18 protein-coding genes are annotated in these 19224 nt (G+C 63.9%); 9 read left to right on the forward strand and 9 right to left on the reverse strand.

Annotation, left to right across the window (positions count from 1 at the left end; translation table 11 throughout):
* Positions 1-91: 91 nt before the first annotated feature.
* Positions 92-1246, reverse strand: coding sequence for an ABC transporter substrate-binding protein (locus tag LB554_RS09655; protein ID WP_015314131.1), 1155 nt, complete (start codon positions 1244-1246; stop codon positions 92-94).
* Positions 1247-1454: 208 nt separating this feature from the next.
* Entirely contained in the window at positions 1455-2225 is a 771-nt protein-coding gene (locus LB554_RS09660) for a class I SAM-dependent methyltransferase (RefSeq protein ID WP_224584257.1), read from the reverse strand.
* Positions 2226-2376: 151 nt separating this feature from the next.
* On the opposite strand from LB554_RS09660, the gene LB554_RS09665 reads away from it, so the two are divergent.
* Positions 2377-2868, forward strand: coding sequence for a helix-turn-helix domain-containing protein (locus tag LB554_RS09665; RefSeq protein WP_224584260.1), 492 nt, complete (start codon positions 2377-2379; stop codon positions 2866-2868).
* Here the strand turns inward: LB554_RS09665 and LB554_RS09670 are convergent.
* The 3 genes from LB554_RS09670 to LB554_RS09680 form a co-directional block, all read right to left on the reverse strand.
* Complete coding sequence (locus LB554_RS09670) at positions 2865-3770, reverse strand: LysR substrate-binding domain-containing protein (RefSeq protein WP_015314134.1); 906 nt, start codon at positions 3768-3770, stop codon at positions 2865-2867. The two genes, LB554_RS09665 and LB554_RS09670, sit on opposite strands and share 4 nt — an antisense overlap.
* Before the next feature lie 94 nt (positions 3771-3864).
* Positions 3865-4482, reverse strand: a complete 618-nt coding sequence (locus LB554_RS09675; protein WP_224584262.1) for a DedA family protein — start codon at positions 4480-4482, stop codon at positions 3865-3867.
* Complete coding sequence (locus LB554_RS09680) at positions 4479-5078, reverse strand: class I SAM-dependent methyltransferase (protein ID WP_224584264.1); 600 nt, start codon at positions 5076-5078, stop codon at positions 4479-4481. The genes LB554_RS09675 and LB554_RS09680 overlap by 4 nt, the downstream gene beginning before the upstream one ends.
* Before the next feature lie 298 nt (positions 5079-5376).
* Between LB554_RS09680 and LB554_RS09685 the strand changes: the two genes are divergently transcribed.
* The 4 genes from LB554_RS09685 (at position 5377) to LB554_RS09700 (ending at position 8831) form a co-directional block, all read left to right on the forward strand.
* Complete coding sequence (locus tag LB554_RS09685) at positions 5377-6051, forward strand: response regulator transcription factor (protein ID WP_140660565.1); 675 nt, start codon at positions 5377-5379, stop codon at positions 6049-6051.
* Between the two features lie 10 nt (positions 6052-6061).
* Positions 6062-7423: a sensor histidine kinase gene (locus LB554_RS09690; RefSeq protein ID WP_224584266.1), complete on the forward strand. Its 1362-nt coding sequence runs from the start codon at positions 6062-6064 to the stop codon at positions 7421-7423.
* Positions 7424-7492: 69 nt separating this feature from the next.
* Positions 7493-7942: an RrF2 family transcriptional regulator gene (locus LB554_RS09695; RefSeq protein ID WP_140786980.1), complete on the forward strand. Its 450-nt coding sequence runs from the start codon at positions 7493-7495 to the stop codon at positions 7940-7942.
* Complete coding sequence (locus tag LB554_RS09700) at positions 7932-8831, forward strand: NAD(P)/FAD-dependent oxidoreductase (RefSeq protein WP_224584268.1); 900 nt, start codon at positions 7932-7934, stop codon at positions 8829-8831. Before LB554_RS09695 ends, LB554_RS09700 begins: the two co-directional genes overlap by 11 nt.
* Here LB554_RS09700 and LB554_RS09705 read toward each other — a convergent pair.
* Positions 8828-9595, reverse strand: coding sequence for a DeoR/GlpR family DNA-binding transcription regulator (locus tag LB554_RS09705; protein ID WP_140614877.1), 768 nt, complete (start codon positions 9593-9595; stop codon positions 8828-8830). The two genes, LB554_RS09700 and LB554_RS09705, sit on opposite strands and share 4 nt — an antisense overlap.
* A 416-nt stretch (positions 9596-10011) precedes the next feature.
* Here LB554_RS09705 and LB554_RS09710 point away from each other — a divergent pair, with 416 nt between their 5' ends.
* Both LB554_RS09710 and LB554_RS09715 read left to right on the forward strand, forming a co-directional pair.
* Entirely contained in the window at positions 10012-10899 is an 888-nt protein-coding gene (locus LB554_RS09710; protein ID WP_015314142.1) for a phosphotransferase family protein, read from the forward strand.
* Positions 10896-13349 (forward strand): FAD-dependent oxidoreductase, encoded by a 2454-nt coding sequence (locus LB554_RS09715; protein ID WP_224584269.1) that lies wholly within the window; start codon positions 10896-10898, stop codon positions 13347-13349. The genes LB554_RS09710 and LB554_RS09715 overlap by 4 nt, the downstream gene beginning before the upstream one ends.
* On the opposite strand, the gene LB554_RS09720 is transcribed toward LB554_RS09715, so the two are convergent.
* Positions 13346-13978 carry a class I SAM-dependent DNA methyltransferase gene (locus LB554_RS09720; protein WP_224584271.1) on the reverse strand — a complete coding sequence of 211 codons (633 nt, stop codon included), beginning with the start codon at positions 13976-13978 and terminating at the stop codon, positions 13346-13348. The genes LB554_RS09715 and LB554_RS09720 overlap by 4 nt on opposite strands.
* A gap of 91 nt (positions 13979-14069) precedes the next feature.
* Here LB554_RS09720 and LB554_RS09725 point away from each other — a divergent pair, with 91 nt between their 5' ends.
* A complete protein-coding gene (locus LB554_RS09725; protein ID WP_224584274.1) occupies positions 14070-14972 on the forward strand; it encodes a phosphotransferase family protein in 903 nt (300 codons plus the stop codon).
* An 18-nt stretch (positions 14973-14990) separates the two neighbouring features.
* On the opposite strand, the gene LB554_RS09730 is transcribed toward LB554_RS09725, so the two are convergent.
* Positions 14991-15914, reverse strand: coding sequence for a DMT family transporter (locus tag LB554_RS09730; protein ID WP_140714204.1), 924 nt, complete (start codon positions 15912-15914; stop codon positions 14991-14993).
* A gap of 108 nt (positions 15915-16022) precedes the next feature.
* On the reverse strand, positions 16023-17303 hold the full coding sequence (locus LB554_RS09735; protein ID WP_224584276.1) for an amidohydrolase family protein: 1281 nt from the start codon (positions 17301-17303) through the stop codon (positions 16023-16025).
* A 151-nt stretch (positions 17304-17454) separates the two neighbouring features.
* Between LB554_RS09735 and LB554_RS09740 the strand changes: the two genes are divergently transcribed.
* A complete protein-coding gene (locus tag LB554_RS09740) occupies positions 17455-19209 on the forward strand; it encodes an ABC transporter ATP-binding protein (protein ID WP_224584278.1) in 1755 nt (584 codons plus the stop codon).
* Positions 19210-19224: the final 15 nt, after the last annotated feature.

The following is a 19224-nucleotide window of genomic DNA, read 5'->3' on the forward strand; positions in this document are numbered from 1 at the left end:
TTGATAACAGCGTCTTTCTCCCCGTCTCTATACGGGGAGAAATGTCCGGCAGGACAATGAGGGGCAGCGCCAAGCTCTCAGCAAAGCGCGATTACCGTCCGCCGATGACGCCGATATAGTCCGATACCCAGCGATAATAGGGCACGCACTGGTCGTTCTGCGTGGCGCATTTGGAAACCGGCGTCTTCCAGAACTTGATCTTGTCGAAATTGTCGTAGCCGTTGGTCTTGCAGCCTTCCTCGCCGAGCAGCTCGTTGCCCTTGCAGGCGGCCGGCACGACCGGCAGCGAGCCGAACCAGGCGGAGACATCGCCCTGCACCTTCGGCGCCAGCGAATGCTCGAGCCACATATAGGCGCAGTTCGGGTGAGCGGCGTCGGCTTCCATCATGGTGGTGTCGGCCCAGCCGGTGACGCCTTCTTCCGGCACGGTCGAGGCGACCGGCTTCTTGGCGGCGACCAGCGTGTTGACCTGGTACGGCCACGAGCCTGATGCAACGACGCCTTCGTTCTGGAAATCGTCGACCTGGATGGCGGCGTCGTGCCAGTAGCGGCCAACCAGCGTGCGCTGGACGCGCAGCAATTCGAGCGCCGCCTTGTACTGGTCCTCGTTCAATTCGTAGGGATCCTTGATGCCGAGTTCCGGCTTGTGGAACATCAAATAATTGGCGGCGTCCGCTATATGGATCGGTCCGTCATAGGCCTGGACGCGGCCTTTGTTGGACTTGCCATCCGGCAGCTTCATCTCCTCGAAGACGACGTTCCAGCTCTTCGGTGCTTCCTTGAAGACCTCGGTGTTGTACATCAGGATGTTGGGACCCCACTGATAGGGGACGCCGTAGTGCACCTTGTCGACGGTGAACCAGGGCGCGTCCTTCAGCCGGTCGTCCACCGTCTTCCAACTCGGGATGAGATCGGTGTTGATCGGCTGCACGCGCTTGCCGGCGACGAGCCGCAGCGAGGCATCGCCCGAAGCCGTGACGAGGTCGAAGCCGCCCTCGTTCATCAGCGAGACCATTTCATCCGAAGTGTTGGCGGTCTTGACGTTGACCTTGCAACCGCTCTCCTTCTCGAAGGCGCTCACCCAGTCATAGCCCTTGTCGGTCTCGCCGCGCTCGATGTAGCCCGGCCAGGCGACGATGTTGACCTGACCTTCGCCCTTGCCGAGTTCCTTCACCTGGGCGATGGCCTGACCGGAGAAGGTCAGCGCGACCGTCAAGGCAGTGCACGACTTCAGGAATGAATGCATTATCGATCTCCCATTTTGGCACGTGATCCTGAAACCGCTCCGGTTGTCGCCAGATCACGCGCGGACTGAAAAACTTGTCAGCTCGTCCGTTGGACTTGACGCCACTCTGATGGCAGCTTTGGTCCTTCCAACGGAAGGTGCTTTGAAAATCCCGGTTTCGCAAATTCATTTATCAGAAGGCCGATATCGGTTTTTCCGATATACTCCCTCAGGCCAGCGCCGTCACCAGCCAGCAGGCGGCGTTGAAACGAGCCTGACCATCCTTTACGAAAGGGGCGAAGGCAGCAGGCAACACCGTGATAATTTTTTCGGCCGTCGCCTGGTCGACCTCGCGCAGCGCGGCGGCGAGCGGCCCTAGCCGGGTGGCATACATCATCAGATCCCCTTCGGCGATCTTACATGGTAAGTTCGCCTGTCTGACGTCGATTGACGACCAGCCGCTCGCTTCAAGTATCCGCTTCACCTTGGCGCCGTCGGCAAAGGCAAACTGCCCCGGCGCATCGGGGTCTGGCGCGGGTGCGGTCGGCAGGAAAGGCGCAGCCGCTCGCGCGGCGGTCGTCATGAAATCATTCTCCGCCGGACTGCGCCAGGCAACAAAGGCGAGTTTGCCACCGCGCCTCGCTGCCTGTCTTATGTTGGAGAACGCGGCCACGGGATCATCGAAGAACATGATGCCAAAGCGCGAGACAACAGCGTCGAAGCCACCTGATTCGAACGCATACGTCTGGGCATCGCCCACTTCAAAACTTGCGTTTGCCACCTCTTCCGCCTGCGTGCGTTCTGTCGCCAGAGCGACAAGCGGCTGCGAAATGTCCAGCCCGACACAACGTCCGTTGTTGCCGACGCGGCGCGCCATCGCCAGAGTTGTCGCGCCGGCACCGCAGCCGATGTCCAGGACGTTGCCCCCTTCCCCGGGATAGCCGGCATCGACTACCAGCCGCTCGAACGGCGCCAGAATCTCGTCAAGGATCGGCTGCATTTCGACCCAGGCCTTTCCGCTGGCGTCGTTCCAGAGCGCGGCTTGCCGTGTATTTGGCTGTGCGGATCGCGACATAACGGACCTCACTTTTCTGTTGCTCTCACCAATCGTCGCCATCACTTTACGAGTTCAAGCCGACTTGAGGTCAAGCATGAAAGATATGGACATTGCCGAAGTGTCGCGCCGCACCGGCGTACCCGCATCGACACTTCGTTACTACGAGGAGAAGGGCCTAATCGCTTCGATCGGCCGTCGCGGCCTGCGCCGCTTGTTCGATCCGGCTGTCCTGGAACGGCTCGCCTTGATTGGGCTTGGACGCGCCGGCGGATTCGCACTGGACGAGATTTCCGCGATGCTGACGCCCGGCGGCCTGCCGAAAATGGATCGGGCGCGCCTGGATGCGAAGGCCAACGAACTGGACCACACCATCCAGCGCCTGACCGCGATCCGGGAGGCTTTGCGTCACGCCGCCCGATGCCCCGCCGCTCGGCCGATGGAGTGTCCGACGTTTCGCCGCGCCGTCAGGCTTGCCAGCGCCGGCCGCTTCGAGGTTGCTCCGCTCGGGCCTTTCAAAGCGGAGCCGGTTCCCGCCACAAAGCGCAAGCGCAAGACTGGCGGCGTCGCCGGGAGCAGACCACACTAGCGGCGCACCGTCCGCTGCGACTGGGCAAGACCCACAAAATCGCGCGCCGCGGCGGCCAAGCCAGATCCCCGCCGCCAGACCATGCCAACCTGCACCACCGGCAAGGAACCGGAAATGTCGCGCGATTCGATGCGGTCGCCCTCCAGCGACCAGGGGCGGTAGACGAGGTCAGGCAGCAGCGCCACGCCGGCCCCGGTGGCGACGAGGCTGCGAACGGCCTCCACGGAACGGGTGCGGAAGGCGACATGCGGCCTGGCGCCGATCGCCGTCAGCAGCTTGCCGGTGTTTTCCTCGATCTCGTCAACGGTCAGCATGATCAGCGGTTCGGAGGCGATATCGCCGATGCCGATAATGTCGGCGCCAGCCAGGGGATGGCCGAGCGGCAGCCACAGCCGGTAGGCCGAGACTTCGAGGATTTCCGATTGCAGTGCAGTGCGGTCGCGCAAATTGGAGGTGACCATGACGGCAATGTCCAGCTTGCCGCCGATCAGGAGATGTTCGAGGTAGTCGCCATTGTCCTCGATGGCCGAGACCTCGACGCCGGGATAGGCGCGGCGGTAGCGTGAAAGCAGGTCCGACAGCACATAGCCGGCGACCAGCGAGGTGACGCCCAGTTGCAGCCGCCCGCCCGCCACGGCCTGCTCGCCGGAAAAAGAACGGCGGGCGTCGGACACATCGGCGAGAATCTTTGTCGCGTGGCGCAGGAACTGGTGACCCTTGTGGGTGATGTTGAGGCCGCGCGGATGGCGTTCGAACAGTTCGACGCCAAGATCGCTTTCAAGTTCCTTGATCGCCTCGGTGACCGACGATTGCGAGATGGAGAGGTTTTGCGCCGCGCGCGATACCGTGCCTTGCTCGGCGACGGCGATGAAGAACTGCAACTGCCGGATGGTGAAGGCCATGGCCGGACTAAACACCGCCGCAACCGCGAAGAAAAGCCGATGGCGACTCTTATCCCATGGCTGGATGTCCCATGGCTGGATGTCTGGCCGTGGCTCAGCCGAGCATCGGCCGGATGCGCCGCCAGCATGCCGGGCCGTAGCGCAAGGCAAGCATGAATGCCGTTTCCAGCGCCACGACAATAGCGATGATGCGAAAGCCGACGGCGAGCGGGCTCTGGCCGCTGCCATGCAGCGCATAGCCTGTAAGCAGAAAGCCGGCATTCCAGAGCGTGGCTCCGGCTAGCGTCGCGACCACGAAAGGTAAGGCTGGCAGGCAGAGCGCGCCGGCCGCGATCGGCAAATAGTTGCGCACCGTCGGAATGAACTGCGCCAGCAGGGAAACCCTGACATGGTTGCGGCGATAGGCCTGGCCAAGCTTGCGGTAGGTCTCGGGGCGCAAGAAGACATATCTGCCGAACCGCTCGACCAGCCTGTCGGCGCGATCGATTCCGATCCGGCGGCCGACAGTGTACCAGACGAGACAGCCTGTCGTTGAGGCCAGCGTGGTCACGCCAAGCAGGATTGCCAGCGTCCCATCGTCAGGCGCCGCCGTCATGCCGAGGAACAGCAGCAGCACATGCGAGGGCGGGATCGGCAGAATCTTCTCGGTAAAGGCGAGGCAGAAGACGCCGAACAGGCCGAAGCCGAGAATGGCCGACAATGGTCCCGTCATGCGAAGCGCCAGTCGTAGGTTCCTGACGTGTTGAGCCTGGTGATGCGATAGACCGTCGCCGGCGGGAAGTTGCGAAAGGTATGGCCAACCCGCGTAACCCCGAGATCGAGCCTGTCGAGCAGCGACTGGTCGAATGGGCAGCGCCGTCCGAGCGTGAACTGGTAGAGCGCTGCGCCGGGGCGAAGGTTGGCGAAAACAGCTTCGAGAATGGCAAATGTCCTGCGCGGCGAAATCAGCCGGAAAGGCAAGCCGCTGACGGCGGCGCCAATCGCAGGCCGTTGGAAGAGCGAGAGATGGCGCAGACCGACGGCGTCCATTTCGAAAATCCGGGCAGCAGGAAAACGACGCATGAGCAGTGCGGCGAAATCCGGATCGGATTCGATCAGCGTCAAATCTTCCTCCTTCACCCCGCGCGACAGCAGCGCCCTCGTGAACGGCCCGGTTCCTGGGCCGAGTTCCAGCACGGGCCCGGTCTCGGGTCCAATGTCACAGGTCATCAATGCCGCCAGGCTGGAACTGGACGGCGTGACGGAGCCGACCCTGAACGGCGCGACCGTCCACGCCATGAGAAAGGACAGAGCATCATTTGCGGGCATCGTAACCTCAATCCCGGACAACATCACGCCAACCAGTTTGGTGTGGCCACGTGGTTTCGTTTCAGCGCCATTGGTTTCGAGCGTCAGGCCCGACCTGTTGCATATTCGGGCCTGACGCCTTCACGTCGGCGCGAGCGATTCGTGCCGACCCGGGTTGTTTGCCGCGATTGGGTTGCATAGACATTGCGCAATTTCGCTGAGGCCAAGAAAGTGCCTGTCGACCGCAGTCCTTCGGCTTTGCCATGTTTACGCAATGTTGGCGCGGTAGCGCCCGGCGCAATGTTCTGAGGGATTGTCGATGCGTATCTTGCTGGTCGAAGACGAACCCGAGATGGTCTCGGCCCTTCGTGCCGCGCTGAAGCGCCACGATATGGTGGTCGATCACGCCGGCACGTTGCTGGAGGCGGAGGGGTTCGTTGCCGTCGACAGCTATGACGCCATCCTGCTCGACCGCCAATTGCCGGATGGCGACGGGCTGTCGCTGGTGCCGAGACTGCGTTCGGCCAGGAACACCTCGCCCGTGCTGGTGCTGACGGCGAGAGGCGACACGTCGGACAAGGTCGATGGGCTGGACATGGGCGCGGACGATTATCTGGCAAAGCCATTCGCGTTTGAGGAACTGCTTGCCCGGTTGCGCGCGCTGCTCAGGCGCCCGGCGCCGCTGCAGTCGCAGTTCATCCGCGCCGGCGATCTGGTGCTCGACGTCGGACATCGCGAAGCCTCTATCCGCGCCGAACCGCTCAGCCTGCCGCGCCGCGAACTCCTTGTGCTGGAGGCTCTGATGCGCCGCACCGGCCGCATGGTGCAGCGCGAGGCGCTGATGGAGGCGGTGTTCGGCCTCGACGACGAGATCCAGTCCAACGCGCTCGACACGCACGTCTCGCGCCTGCGCCGCAAGCTCGCCGATGCCAATGCCGGGGTGACGATCAACGGCATTCGCGGCGTCGGCTATCTCCTGCGCGAGACGACATGAGCGCCAAGCGATGAGCCTCAAGCGCCCGCATTCGCTGAAATGGAGCTTGGTGCTGCGCATCGCCTTGCTGCAATGCGCCATGCTGACCCTGATCATCGTCGGCATTCTCGGCGCCATGCTGGCCACCGGCCTTATCCCGCACGATTACGAGGACGGCACGATGGACGTGCTGGCGGATGCGGTGACACGCGATGCCGGCGGCAAGTTGGTTCTGCGCGAGACCTCGGACCTGACGAAGCTGCGGTCGGGTGTTCCCGACCTCTGGTTCATCATTCGAGACAAGCAGGGGCAAAGGCTGCAGGAGGGGACCGTGCCGCCCATCTTCCAGCCTTTCAGCGGACTGCTGGAAACGATCAGCGACGCCCGTATCGGCCATACAATCGGACAAGCCGCGCCGCCGGAGGGAAAGATCCGCTGGACCGACACGATGGCCGGCAACGTCCAGATTTTCAGCGGCACCAAGGGCGGGCTTTCGCTGCTGCGTCTGCTCGGCCAGGCGCCGCAATTCTTCCTGCAGGGCATATTGCCGCTCGCCGGGCTGATGGCGCTGGCCACGCTGTTCGCGACGCCATGGGTGGTGCGTGGCGCTCTGTCGGGCCTTGGCCATGCGGCGGCCGAGGCTGAGCGCATCGACATCGACCAGCGCGGCGTGCAGCTGCCGCTCAAGGACGTGCCGGCGGAAGTGACGCCGCTGGTCAAGGCCGTGAATGCCGCCCTTGCGCGCCTGGACAAGGGCTATGAGCGCCACAAGCGCTTCCTCACCGACGCCGCCCATGAGCTCAGGACACCGGTCGCCATCCTCAACACGCGCCTCGCCTCGCTGCCGGCGACACCGGAGCGGGCACGGCTGCTGCAGGACGCGGCCAGGCTTTCGACGCTGACCGACCAGTTGCTCGACCTGCAGCGCCTCGACCGGCAGACGTCGCCGTTCGAAGCGGTCGATCTCGTGGCGACCGCGCGCGGCGTTATCGTCGACCTCGCGCCGATGGCGTTTTCTGCCGGTTACGAAATGTCGTTCGAGCCGGAACGGGACACGATTTTCGCCACCGGAGACCGCACCGCCATCGAGCGCGCGGTGACCAACATCGTCCAGAACGCCATCGAGCATGGCGGCCGCGCTGGCAAGATCACCGTCGGCGTCACAACGCCCGCCATCATCGAGGTCCGGGACGAAGGCGACGGCGTCCCGCCGGGCGAGCGGGAGCGCATCTTCGAGCCCTTCTATCGGCTGCGCCCGCAGGATCATGGCGCCGGCCTCGGCCTCAATCTCGTGCAGGAAATCATGTATCTCCATGGCGGCCGCATCGATATCCTCGATGGCAAGCCCAGCGGCGCCTGCTTCAGGATGAGTTTTCGCGCTTTACCCGTTTAGCCTTGCCGCCAACCTCGCAAGGCCGCTGGCGCATTTGACATTGCGATAAATCGTAACTAACTAAGTTACATGAAACGCAATAGCCGACTGTCCTCCACTCTGCACATCCTCGTTCACATGGCCGAGAAGCCCGAGCAGGCTCTGACCTCCGAGCAGCTTGCCACCTTCATCCATACCAATCCGGTGGTGGTGCGCCGGACCATCGCAGGCTTGCGTGACGCCGGCATCGTCACCTCGTCACGCGGACATGGCGGCGGCTGGCTGCTCGGGCGCGCGCCCGAGAACATTTCACTTTCCGAGATCAGCCTTGCCCTTGGCGAGACGCTGCTGCCGTTCAGCACCGAACCGGAAAGCCCGGGCTGTCTCGTCGAGCAAGCGGTGATCGCCGTGCTCGACGATTTTCGTATCGCGGCCGAGAAGCTGCTGGCGGAGAAGCTCAGCCGCATCACGCTGGCCGACCTGACAGCCGATTTTCGCCGTCGTTTCGACCTCGTTGGAGTATCCAGCCATGCAGTATGATCTTGCCGTTATCGGCGGCAGCTTCGCCGGCCTGTCCGCCGCCATGCAGGCGGCGCGGGCGCGGCGCACCGTGCTGGTGATCGACGCCGGCCAGCCGCGCAACCGCTTTGCCGCGCATTCGCACGGCTTTCTCGGCCAGGACGGGCGCACGCCTGGAGCGATCCTAGACGATGCAAGGCGGCAATTGCTTGCCTACCCGACGGCCAGGCTTGTGACCGCACGGGCGGACAAAGCCTTTGCCAACAGCAGCAGCGATTTCGAAATCACCACCGATGGCGGCGAGACATTCGGCGCCGCACGACTGGTGCTGGCAACCGGCGTGCGCGACATCCTGCCGGAGGTTCCCGGGCTTGCCGAGCAATGGGGCAGAACCGTGCTGCATTGCCCCTATTGCCACGGCTACGAGGTTTCCACCGGGCCGCTCGGCGTGCTCGCGACCGGCCCGATGTCCATGCATCAGGCGCAACTGATTTCCGATTGGGGCGACGTCACGCTGTTCGGCAACGGACTGATCAAGCCCGATGCCGACGAGATGCATGCGCTTGAGAGCAGGAATGTAAGGTTCGAGCCCGCGACGGTCAACGAACTGAGCGATGATGGCTCCGGCGGCTTGGTTGTCCATCTCGTCGATGGCCGGCAGGCTGGCGTCAAGGCGATATTCACCGCGCCACGCAACACGATGGCGAGCCCGCTGGCCGAACAGCTCGGCTGCGGCCTCAAGGACGGCCTGCTCGGCCCGATGATATCAGTCGATGACCGGCAGCAAACGACGGTTCCCGGCGTCTATGCCGCCGGTGACGCGGCACGCGCGATGCACAACATCGCCTTCGCCGTGTCGGGCGGCACCTTCGCGGGCGTGTGCGCCCACCAGTCGCTGGTCTTCGGCTAAATTCCGCCGGCGACGCTGAGGCGCGCCCCGGCCTGCGCCAGTGCCGCGGCAATGTCGTGCGGCGGCGCGCGGTCGGTGGCGAGTTCGGAAAAGCCGTCAAAGCCGCAGACCTGGACCAGGCCCTGGCGGCCGAACTTCGTGTGGTCAGTGACGACCAGCGAGCGCTGGCCCCGCGACAGCACCATGCGGGCGAATTCCGCCTCGTCCAGATCAAAGTCCATGACACCGGTCAGCGCATCCACGGCGCCGGTGGAGATGATGGCGTGGCTGACCGAGAAGCGGCTGACGAACTCGATGGCCGACGTCCCGAACGCGGCGCCTGAATCGCTGCGCAGCTCGCCGCCGGCCATATAGACCTTGTTGCCGTTGATGGTGGCCAGGGTGCGGGCGATGTCGGACGAGTTGGTGACGACCGTCAGGCGCCGGTGGCCGAGCAGTTCGCGCGCCAGGAACGAGGTCGTGGTGCCGGTGTCGAGCATGATCGATTCGCCGTCGCGAATGGTGGCCGCGACCGCGCGGGCAATGCTTCGCTTGGCGTCGGCATGCTCGCGCATGCGCCGTTCGAACGGCGCTTCGCCGACCATCGACGGCAGGCCGATGGCGCCATGCATCTTCAGAACCGAGCCGTCGCCGGTGAGCGGCTTGACGTCGCGGCGCACGGTCTCGAGCGAAACGCCCAACCGGTCGGCCAGGCTGGCGATAGTGACGGTTCCCTCTTCCTGCAGCAGCCGCAGGATCTCGCCATGCCGTTTCGAGTGGTTCATATGGGCATCCCAAAAATGACCGATTCTAAGGCATTCCTAGCGCTTTTAAGGAAATTGCGCATGCTTTCGGACAAAACACCCAAAAAAAGTCACATCTTTTTATTGACAGAAGAGCAACCCCGGCGTGAAATCCATCTTCAACAGGGTTCGGAACTGCAGCGGGATGTAATTGGCAGAGCTGCAATTCACTGACCCCAGGCAGCCTGTAACGTGTCTGGCGCAAGGAATTTTCAGATCCGCGGGGGCGGATGCCGGGCTCATAAACCTGGCCAAGGGGCTCGTCGGTGCGGTGCGGGATACCGATCCTGGCATCCCGCACCGACGAGATTGTTTGCGTTTCACCCCGCCGTCGTTGCGCCGCCCATGGCGCCATATCGAAGCCCAGCAAACCAGGCCTGCGAACCAGGGATGAACCCGTGATTGCCGAAGACCGCATCCACGCCCTGCCGTGCTGGACGGGCGCCATCGAGATCGCGCCGCTGCCCGGCGGCCTGAGCAACGCCAATTATGTGGTCACCGATGCGGCCGGCAAACATGTGGTGCGTTTCGGCCAGGATTATCCGTTCCACCATGTCTTCCGCGAACGGGAGGTGATGACCGCGCGGGCGGCTCACGCGGCGGGCTTCGCACCGGCGGTCCGTTACGCCGAACCGGGGATCATGGTGACGGCGTTTCTTGGCGCCAGAACCTATCTGGCCGAGGACGTGCGCGCCAATCTCGGCCGCGTCGCGACGCTGATGCGCGGCTTTCACCGCGAGATGCCCAACCATATCTCCGGCGCCGGCTTCATGTTCTGGGTGTTCCACGTCATCCGCGACTATGCACGCACGCTGGACGAGGGCAACAGCCGCAAGCGCGGTGACCTGCCGCGCTTTCTGGTGTTGGCCGACGAACTGGAGCGCGCCCAGAAATTGCTGCCGATCGTCTTTGGCCACAATGATCTTTTGCCGGCCAACATTCTGGACGACGGCGGCAGGCTTTGGCTGATCGATTTCGAATATGCCGGCTTCAATACGGCGATGTTCGACCTTGCCGGCGTCGCCTCGAACGCGGGCATGAGCGATGAGGAATCCTTCGCCTTCCTGACCGCCTATTTCATGAAGGAACCGGACGAGGCGATCCGCCGCTCGCACGCCGCCATGCAATGTGCCTCGCTGCTGCGCGAGGCGATGTGGAGCATGGTGTCGGAGCTCTATCTCGACGCCCCCGGGATCGATTACGTCGCCTACACCGAGGAAAACCTGGCGCGGCTCGACGCGGCGCTGGAAAACTACCGGATAAAATACGGGATCCTGAAATCATGACCTTGCCTAGCCAGGCCGAGATCGTCGTCATCGGCGGCGGCATCATCGGCTGTTCGACGGCCTATCATCTGGCGCGTGACCACAAGGCCGACGTGGTGCTGCTCGAACAGGGCAAGCTGACCTCGGGCTCGACCTGGCATGCCGCCGGCCTGGTCGGCCAATTGCGCTCGTCGGCCTCGATCACGCGGGTACTGAAATACTCGGTCGACCTCTACAAGGGACTGGAAGCCGAAACCGGTCTTGCCACCGGCTGGAAGATGACGGGGTGCCTCAGGCTCGCCACCAATGCCGACCGCTGGACCGAGTACAAACGGCTGGCGACGACGGCGAAAAGCTTCGGCATGGACATGCAGCTGCTGTCTCCGGCGGAAGTCAAGGCGATGTGGCCCTTGATGGAGACCGGCGATCTCGTCGGCGCCTCCTGGCTGCCGACCGACGGCCAGGCGAGCCCTTCCGACATCACGCAGTCGCTGGCCAAGGGCGCGCGCATGCACGGCGCCAATCTCTACGAAGACGTGCGCGTCACGGGTTTCGAGATGAAGGGCGACCGCATCACGGCGGTGAAGACCAATCAAGGCGACATCGCTTGCGACAAGGTGGTGAACTGCGCCGGGCAATGGGCGCGGCAGGTCGGCGCGATGGCCGGCATCAACGTGCCGCTGCAGCCGGTCAAGCACCAGTATATCATCACCGAGAAAATCGCGGGGCTGGCAACCGACGCGCCGACGCTGCGCGACCCCGATCGGCGCACCTATTTCAAGGAGGAGGTCGGCGGGCTGGTGATGGGCGGCTATGAGCCGAACCCGCAAGCCTGGACGACCAATCTTCCCGGGGGCGACGTGCCCAATGATTGGGAGTTCCGGCTGTTCGACGACGACTACGATCATTTCGAGCAGCACATGGCGCAGGCGATCGCGCGGGTGCCGGCGCTGGAGACGGTCGGTGTCAAGCAGATGATCAACGGATCGGAAAGCTTCACGCCGGACGGCAATTTCATCCTCGGTGTGGCGCCCGAATGCCCCAACATGTTCGTCGGCGCTGGCTTCAACGCCTTCGGCATCGCCTCGGGCGGCGGGGCCGGCTGGGTGCTGGCGCAATGGGTGGTCGACGGCGAGGCGCCGCTCGACCTTTGGGTGGTCGACATCAGGCGTTTTTCCAACTTGCACCGCGACCGGCAATGGGTAAGCGAACGTACGCTGGAAGCCTATGGCAAGCATTACGCGATCGGCTTCCCGCACGAGGAATACACCAGCGGCCGGCCGCGCATCGTCTCCCCGCTCTACGACAGACTGAAAGACCATCGCGCCGTGTTCGGCTCCAAGCTCGGCTGGGAACGGCCGAACTGGTTCGCGCCGGAGGGCGTCGAGCCGAAGGACATCTATTCGATGGGCCGGCAGAACTGGTTCGCCGCCGTCGGCGACGAACATCGGCACGTGCGCAAGCGTGTCGGTATCTTCGACCAGTCGTCCTTCGCCAAGTACGAGCTGAGCGGGCCCGACGCGGCGAGGGCCTTGGACTGGATCTGTGCCAACGATGTCGGCAAGCCGGTCGGCCGGCTGACCTACACGCAACTCCTCAACTCGCGCGGCGGCATCGAGGCCGACCTGACCGTGTCGCGGCTGGCCGAGGAAAAATTCTACATCGTCACTGGCACGGGTTTCCGCACCCATGATGCCTCGTGGATCAGCGACCATATTGGCCACGGCCTCGATGCCCAGCTCGCCGATGTCACCGAGGATTTCGGCACGCTGTCGCTGATGGGACCGCGCGCCCGCGACGTGCTTTCAGCGGTCACCGATGCGGATGTGTCGAATGCCGGCTTCCCGTTCGGCCATGTGCGCGAGATCACAATAGCCGGTCACACAGTCCGGGCGCTGCGCGTCACCTATGTCGGCGAACTGGGCTGGGAACTGCATGTGCCGATCGCCGCTACCGGCGAAGTCTTCGACGCGCTGATGGCGGCCGGCGGGAAGCACGAGATCCGGCCGGTCGGCTACCGCGCGCTGGAATCGCTGCGGCTGGAAAAGGGCTATCGCGCCTGGGGCTCCGACATCACGCCCAACGACACACCGCTGGAAGCTGGGCTCGGCTGGGCGGTCAAGCTGCGCAACAACACCGACTTCGTCGGACGGCGCGCACTCGAGAAGATTGGCGGCGCCTCGCTGAAGAAGCGCTTTGCCGGCTTCACGGTCGACGATCCGGAGATCGTGCTCGTCGGACGCGAGACCATCCTGCGCGATAGCCAGCCGGTCGGCTATCTCACCAGCGGCGGCTATGGCTACACGGTGGGAAAGAACATCGGCTACGGTTATGTGCGCAACGCTGACGGAGCAAGCGATGATTTTCTCGCCTCGGGCAGCTATGAACTTGTGGTGGCGATGGAGCGGACGCCGGCTCAAATCCATCTTGAGCCGCTATACGACCCGGCAATGGAGCGCGTGAAGGCTTAACTCACGCGCAAGGCGAGGCCACGGCTGGGGACGGTATCGGCCTCGCCTGGCATTGAGACATATGGTCGTGTTTCCTCGACCCGCGTGACCAGGCCTTGTGCCTCAAGTTCGGCGATGCGCGCGGCAAAACCGTGATCCCACAACGTGTTCTTGATCGTCAGCACGATCACCCCACCCGGCCGGCAGATGCGGATCAGTTCGTCCAGTCCCTCGGCGCCGACATGGCCGGAGGTAAAGACGCCGGCCGAGATGATGCCGGCATAGGTGCTGTCGGCAAATGGCAAGGCGCCGCCGAGCGCCAGACAATGCAGCGCCGAATAGACGCCCTTGCGCGCGGCTTGATCCAGCATGCCTTGCGAGATATCCAGCGCCTCGACCTGGGGATAGCCGCCAATATCGAGCCACTCGCCGATCAGCCCGGTACCGGCCCCGGCGTCGAGCAGCGGGGCTGACCCGCGCGGCAGATGGCGGGCGAGCAAAGCAAGGCAGATGGTCGGGTGGCGGTAGCCGGCTGCCGACATGTCGGCGTCGTAGGTTTGCGACCAGCGGTCGTACAGTGCGGCCACCTCTTCCGGGCGCTTGGCCGCGTAGACCTCGCCGAGCGCGCCTTGATGTTTGCTGTCCGCCACTGTCCACCATCCCTCGTCTCGCCGCGATGATAGCCAAACGGCGAAAATTGTGGAACCGTGCAGCCGAGAAATAACGCGTGGGGACGCAGGCATGGGGACAGACGAGGCGCGGGCAAAACTTGCCGTCATTCCGGTACTGGCCGGCTATACTGGCCCGCTGGAACGGCTCGGCGGCTTGACCAACCTCGTCTTCAAGGCCGGCGATTACTGCCTGCGTATTCCAGGCAAAGGCACCGAGGAATACATCAACCGCGCCAACGAGGCGATTGCCGCGCGTGAGGCGGCAATCGCGGGGGTAAGTCCTGAAGTGCTGCATGCCGACGCCGCCAGCGGCCTGATGGTGACGCGCTACATTGCCGGTGCGGAGACGATGTCGCCGGAGAAGTTCAAGGAGCGGCAGGGCAGCCCGGCCCGAGCGGCCGAGGCCTTCCGCAAGCTGCACGCGTCCGGCGCGGTGTTCCCCTTCCGCTTCGAACTGTTTTCGATGATCGACGACTATCTCAAGGTGCTGTCGACCAGGGATGTCGCCCTGCCCGCCGGCTATCATGACGTGGTGCGCGAGGCCGGCAGCGTACGCTCGGCCTTGGCCGTCCGCCCCTTGCCTCTCGTCGCCTGCCATTGCGACCCGCTGTGCGAGAATTTCCTCGACACGGGCGAGCGGATGTGGATCGTCGACTGGGAATATTCGGGGATGAACGACCCGCTCTGGGACCTCGGCGACCTCAGCGTGGAAGGCAAGTTCGACGCCGCCCAGGACGAGGAGCTGATGCGCGCCTATTTCGGCGGCGAGGCGAGGCCGGCGGAGCGCGGCCGCATCGTCATCTACAAGGCGATGTGCGACCTGTTGTGGACGCTGTGGGGGCTGATTCAGCTTGCCAACGAAAATCCCGTCGACGATTTCCGCGCCTATGCCGACGGCCGCTTCGCCCGCTGCAAGGCGCTGATGGAGACAGAGGAATTTTCGCGGCACCTGGCGGCGGTACGCAAGGGCTAGGCACCAGAAATCTGGCCCCTAGTTCACACCTTTCGGCACGTTCTCCGGCGGCACCGTGGTGTCTACCACCTTCTGGCGGTGGAAGATGAACAGGCCGGCCAGGACGATGATGCCCGAGCCGATCAGGATGCGCGGACCGGGAACGTCGCCGAAGAACACCAGCCCGAACACCACCGCCCACAAGAGCAGCGTGTAGTGCAGCGGCGCCAGCGTCGAGGCCGGCGCCAGTTTCAGCGCCCTGGTGATCATCAGATGCGCCCCGCAGGAAACGATGCCGAGCAGCAGCATGGCGCCGAAATCAAGCGCAGACGGCGTCTTCCAGGCCCCGATGGTGAGGGCGCCGCCGACCGCCAGCGTGCCGATCGTCTGCCATGTCACCAGATTGGTGTCGCTGGTGCCGCGCAGGCGCCGGTTGAGGATGATGGCGAAGGCGAAGGCAAGGCTGCCGACAAGTGCGAAACTCGATGACAGCGAAAACGCGGCAGAGGACGGTTTCAGCATGATCACCACACCGCAGAAGCCGAGCAGGATCGCCACCCAGCGGCGCCAGCCGACCTTTTCGCCAAGCAGGAAATGTGACAGCGCCGCCACATAGATCGGCCCGGCCATGTAGAAGCTCATCACATCGGCAAGCGGCAGGTAGACGACGGCGGCGTAGAACAAGGCGGTGTCCAGTGTCGTCGCCACCACGCGCAGGATCTGCAACCCTGGCCGCTCCAGCTGGAACAGTCTGCCGGCGCCCTGGTTGGCAATCATCGGACCCAGCACGAAGAAAGCGCCGATCGAGCGGATCAGCACCACCTGGCCGACGGAGAAACTGGCGACCAGCCACTTGCCCATCGCATCGTTGAGCGCAAACAGGAAGTCGCCAGCCAGCATCAGCAGGATGCCGGCCAGGAGGACATTCTTGATTGTGGAATTCCGCGCCACGGGTTGCGTCATGCCTGCCCCGATTCCTCCCTCGCCCGAGCCGCGTCGTAGACGGAAGCGCCGGCTTTGACGAGGAGAAATCGGGAAATAGGTAAGACCAGCGTCGGGAATCGGCTGTATCTAGGTGGATATATGCCTGCGATTCACCTGCGACGGCCTGCCGGAGATCGAAAGCCTGGTATCCTGCCTCGTCCGCTCCGCCACCACCTTGCCCCTGGCGATGACGCAGATGCGCTCGGCGCGCAGGCGCAGAGCCTCGATCGGATTGCCGGCATCGAGGATCACCAGGCTGGCGCGCTTGCCGACGCCGAGGCCGAGATGGTCGAGGCCCATGATCGCGGCGTTGACGTTGGTGACCATATCGAAGCAGCGCGCCATGTCGGCGGGGCTCGACATCTGGGCTACATGCAGGCCCATGAAGGCGACGTCGAGCATGTCGGCGGTGCCCAGCGAATACCAGGGATCGAGCACGCAATCCTGACCCCAGCCGACACGGATGCCCAGCGCCAGCATCTCCTTGACCCGCGTCATGCCACGCCGCTTCGGGAATGTGTCGTGGCGGCCCTGCAGCATGATGTTGATCAGCGGATTGGGGATCGCGGAAACGCCGGCTTCGGCGATCAGCGGCAGAAGCTTCGAGACGTAGTAATTGTCCATCGAATGCATCGAGGTGAGGTGCGAACCGGCCACCCTGCCCTGCAGGCCGAGGCGCTGCGCTTCATAGGCGAGCTGTTCGATGTGGCGCGACAGCGGGTCGTCGGTCTCGTCGCAATGCAGGTCGACCATGAGCCCGCGTTTTGCCGCGATCTCGCACAGTTCGGTAACCGAGCGTGTGCCGTCGGCCATGGTGCGCTCGAAATGCGGAATGCCGCCGACGATGTCGACGCCAATGTCCAGCGCGCGAATGGTGTTTTTTCGCGCGGTCGGCGAGCGATAGAAGCCGTCCTGCGGGAAGGCAACCAATTGCAGATCGATATAGGGGGCGACGATTTTCTTGACCTCCAGCAGCGCCTCGACGGCCAGCAGCCGGTCGTCGCAGACGTCGACATGGGTGCGGATGGCGAGCAGCCCCATCGACACCGCCCAGTCGCAATAGGCGAGCGCCCGGTCACGCACGGCCTCGTGCGTCAGGAGCGGCTTCAGTTCGCCCCATAGCGCTATGCCTTCGAGCAGCGTGCCCGACGCGTTGATACGCGGAAGGCCGTAGGAGAGCGTCGCGTCCATGTGGAAATGCGGATCGACGAAGGGCGGCGCCACCAGATTGCCATGGGCGTCGACCTCGGTCCGCGCGGAACCGTCGAGCTTCGGCTCGATCGCGGCGATCGTCTCGCCGCTGATGCCGACGTCGGCGATGCCGCCATCCGGAAGCGTGCCGCCGCGCACAATAAGATCGAAATCCATCTGTCATCATCCTGCTTGAAGAATCACTGCCGCATCGTGTCTCAAAAGACACCCCGCCGCAGCGGTTTCTTTCCATGGCGGCGAAAGGTTCCCTCCGGCGGCATCTCCCTCTATAAGCCGCCTTCGTCATCCCGGCATCAAGGATCAGCCGTTGTTTCGCTTCTTCCGCTCGACGGAGAACCAGCGCCTCGTCGCAAGGCTGCTCCGGGAATCGTTCCGGCAACACAGGGCCGGCTACGCCGCCGCCATCCTGTCGATGCTCGTGGTGGCCGGCATGACGGCCGCCAGTGCCTGGATCCTGCGTGAAATCACCAATGAATTCGTCATCGATAAACGGGTCGACCGCGTCAATATGATCGCCGTGGCGGTCGCCGGGATCTTCATCGTCAAGGGCATCGCCAATTTCGTCCAGGCCTACTTCATGAGCCGCGTCGGCAACGCCATCATCGCCGAACGGCAGCGCAAGATCTATGACCGCATCCTGGCGCAAGGCATCGAATTCTACCATTCGACCTCGTCGTCCGACCTGATCACCCGCATGACCAACAATGCCCAGGCGGCGCGCAACGTGCTCGACCTCATCGTCACTTCCTACGTGCGCGATCTGGTGACGCTGGCTGCTCTGATTGGGGTCATGGTCTGGCAGCAGCCGGCGCTGTCGCTGATCTGCTTCGTCGTCGGTCCGTTGGCCATCTATGGCGTCAACCGCATCCTGAAGCGCGTGCGCAAGTTCGCCGCCATGGAGTTCCGGTCGGTCGGCCAGATCGTGCAGGTGATGCAGGAAACCGCGATCGGCGTGCGCGTGGTCAAATCCTTCAACCTCGAAGGCCTGATGCGCAAACGCATGTACAGGGCGGTGGCGGACGTCGAGGATCGGGCCAACAACATCGCCGCGCTGGAAGCGGTGACCAATCCGGTGATGGAAACGCTGGCCGGCCTGGCGATCGCCGGCGCCGTCATGGTCAGCGGCTTGCTGGTCCTGCAGGGCGGCCAGATGCCTGGCAACATCATGGCCTTCATCGCCGCGCTGCTGCTTGCCTATGAGCCGGCAAAGCGCCTCGCGCGGGTGCGCATATCGCTGGAAAGCGGCATTGTCGGCGTGCGCATGATGTTCGAGCTCGCCGACCAGCCGCTGACACTAGCCGAGAAGCCGGATGCAAAGCCGATTCGGGCCGGACCGGGCGAGATCCGATTCGACGCCGTCAGCTTCGCGTATCAGAACGGTCCGCCGGTGCTGGACCGGTTCGACCTGACCCTGGCGCCCGGCAAGATGACGGCGCTGGTCGGCCCCTCCGGCGGCGGCAAGTCGACGATCCTGAACCTGATCATGCGCATGTATGACCCGAAGAGCGGCAGGGTGCTGCTTGACGGCCAGGACATTTCCCATGCCACGCTCGCCTCACTGCGGGAAAAGATCGCCTATGTCAGCCAGGATACGTTCCTGTTTGCCGGCACGATCATGCACAACATCCGGCTTGGGCGCGAGGATGCGACCGACGACGAGGTGATCGCCGCGGCCAGGGCCGCCAACGCGCATGACTTCATCGTCGCGCAGGCGAAAGGCTACGAGACGGATGTCGGTGAGAATGGCGGCCTCTTGTCGGGCGGCCAGCGCCAGCGCATCTCGATCGCGCGCGCCATGCTGCGCAATGCCGAAATCCTGCTGCTGGACGAGGCAACCAGTGCGCTCGACGCCGAGTCGGAAGCGCTGTTCCGCGACGCGCTGCAACAGCTGACGGAAGGGCGCACCACAATCGTCATCGCACACCGCCTCTCGACCGTGCACCAGGCCGACACGATCGTGGTGCTGGAAGCCGGCAAGGTGGTGGAAAGCGGGCCGCACAAGATGCTGCTCGGGCAAGGCGGGCTTTACCAGAAGCTGTATGAATATCAGCTGATGCCTTAATGTGGAGCGGCGCAA

Source organism: Mesorhizobium sp. CO1-1-11, assembly GCF_020164995.1.
In the GTDB taxonomy this organism is placed as follows: Bacteria; Pseudomonadota; Alphaproteobacteria; order Rhizobiales; family Rhizobiaceae; genus Mesorhizobium; species Mesorhizobium australicum.

What these genes read in the sequence shown, in the direction of transcription:
- LB554_RS09675 (WP_224584262.1), bottom strand. Translation starts at nt 4,482, where the DNA reads ATGACGGGACCATTGTCGGCCATTCTCGGCTTCGGCCTGTTCGGCGTC.
- LB554_RS09730 (WP_140714204.1), bottom strand. Translation starts at nt 15,914, where the DNA reads ATGACGCAACCCGTGGCGCGGAATTCCACAATCAAGAATGTCCTCCTG.
- LB554_RS09655 (WP_015314131.1), bottom strand. Translation starts at nt 1,246, where the DNA reads ATGCATTCATTCCTGAAGTCGTGCACTGCCTTGACGGTCGCGCTGACC.
- LB554_RS09660 (WP_224584257.1), bottom strand. Translation starts at nt 2,225, where the DNA reads ATGCAGCCGATCCTTGACGAGATTCTGGCGCCGTTCGAGCGGCTGGTA.
- LB554_RS09725 (WP_224584274.1), top strand. Translation starts at nt 14,070, where the DNA reads ATGGGGACAGACGAGGCGCGGGCAAAACTTGCCGTCATTCCGGTACTG.
- LB554_RS09680 (WP_224584264.1), bottom strand. Translation starts at nt 5,078, where the DNA reads ATGCCCGCAAATGATGCTCTGTCCTTTCTCATGGCGTGGACGGTCGCG.
- LB554_RS09665 (WP_224584260.1), top strand. Translation starts at nt 2,377, where the DNA reads ATGAAAGATATGGACATTGCCGAAGTGTCGCGCCGCACCGGCGTACCC.
- LB554_RS09695 (WP_140786980.1), top strand. Translation starts at nt 7,493, where the DNA reads ATGAAACGCAATAGCCGACTGTCCTCCACTCTGCACATCCTCGTTCAC.
- LB554_RS09690 (WP_224584266.1), top strand. Translation starts at nt 6,062, where the DNA reads ATGAGCCTCAAGCGCCCGCATTCGCTGAAATGGAGCTTGGTGCTGCGC.
- LB554_RS09670 (WP_015314134.1), bottom strand. Translation starts at nt 3,770, where the DNA reads ATGGCCTTCACCATCCGGCAGTTGCAGTTCTTCATCGCCGTCGCCGAG.
- LB554_RS09735 (WP_224584276.1), bottom strand. Translation starts at nt 17,303, where the DNA reads ATGGATTTCGATCTTATTGTGCGCGGCGGCACGCTTCCGGATGGCGGC.
- LB554_RS09685 (WP_140660565.1), top strand. Translation starts at nt 5,377, where the DNA reads ATGCGTATCTTGCTGGTCGAAGACGAACCCGAGATGGTCTCGGCCCTT.
- LB554_RS09705 (WP_140614877.1), bottom strand. Translation starts at nt 9,595, where the DNA reads ATGAACCACTCGAAACGGCATGGCGAGATCCTGCGGCTGCTGCAGGAA.
- LB554_RS09700 (WP_224584268.1), top strand. Translation starts at nt 7,932, where the DNA reads ATGCAGTATGATCTTGCCGTTATCGGCGGCAGCTTCGCCGGCCTGTCC.
- LB554_RS09715 (WP_224584269.1), top strand. Translation starts at nt 10,896, where the DNA reads ATGACCTTGCCTAGCCAGGCCGAGATCGTCGTCATCGGCGGCGGCATC.